This window comes from Paenibacillus sp. 01T422 (assembly GCF_056398785.1).
In genome coordinates this window covers 1-1091 of the sequence record NZ_JBFTQB010001353.1, presented here as the reverse complement: position 1 = coordinate 1091, position 1091 = coordinate 1, and the positions used below count along the sequence as shown (strand labels likewise).

At 41.5% G+C, this 1091-nt stretch carries 1 protein-coding gene and 1 pseudogene; both read right to left on the bottom strand.

Annotated features, from left to right (window positions below; all coding sequences use genetic code 11):
• Positions 1 to 114: 114 nt before the first annotated feature.
• Positions 115 to 696 carry an FAD-dependent oxidoreductase gene (locus tag AC1DUA_RS38665; protein WP_477504732.1) on the bottom strand — a complete coding sequence of 194 codons (582 nt, stop codon included), beginning with the start codon at positions 694 to 696 and terminating at the stop codon, positions 115 to 117.
• A 186-nt stretch (positions 697 to 882) separates the two neighbouring features.
• Positions 883 to 1091: pseudogene (locus tag AC1DUA_RS38660) on the bottom strand (helix-turn-helix transcriptional regulator); the annotation flags it as partial.

Genomic DNA, 1091 nt, shown 5'->3' with positions numbered 1-1091 from the left:
CCATGTTGTATCAAACTTCATAACTGTGTATTTATCTCTTGCAATTAACTCTTGATATTGATCTTTTGTTTGTATTCTATCCATGTCTATATTCTCCTCACATTTGTTATTTAATTAATTGAAATAAATCGTTAAGCGGTCTCTTAAATAAGTGTAGGATTGACCTGTTTCCATGGCGATCTGAACAATATTAATCATTTCATGTGATTCTGAACAAAATAATGAACAGCCGAGGATCCTATGCGTTTTCGCATCAACGATCGCTTTTAGCAGACCATCCGTTTCTTCCGTCAATTTTGCACGCGGTATGACTGCAGAAGGCATAGTGGCCACTTTTATTTCCGTTAAACCCACATGGGATAAGGGGGGATCAATAAAGACGGAATATGAAACATGCTGCCGATCTATTGTTGTTCGTTGCTTTGTGCCGTATAAATTATCTATAATTATACGTTGATTATCAAGCGAAATATACGTGAATTGAAGTCCACCAACTACATCCCCCATGGCATAAATATGAGTAATTGTCGTTTGTAATCGCTCGTCAACCTTGATAGCACCTCGTTCAGTAACTGCTACGCCTGCCTTTTGAAGCTGTAAGCCTTCTGTATTTGGCTTTCTTCCTGCGGCAACCAAAACAGCATCGGTGTAAAGTTCGTGAATGTCATTGTCCTGATCATGGTAAGTTACAACCACGCCCCGCTCTACATCGCGAACATTACCAATGTATTTACCATGGGGGCAACAGCGTTTGCTTTGCTTGGGGGAGAGTGCGATCGTTCATTTGAGCATTGGGAGGCAGGAGAAGAGCTCTATGAAGTAGCTCTCAAGGCAGTCGAACCAAACAGAGAAAATAGGTATGGCAGTGTGTCGGGATTCAAATTAGCCTGGGATGCGGCTGTTAATCCTAGTAAAGAAGTTGCCGAGCTTGCTGAGTATATCATCACTTTCGTGAACATCATGCGTAGATAATCTTTGAAGAGCAATGAGAAACTCATTTTGCTCTTTTTTTGTTTGGGGAGAATCAAGTGAGCAGCCTTCCAAAAGGGAGATTCCGCCGCTTTTCCCTTTGCAGCACAGAACAGGTACTC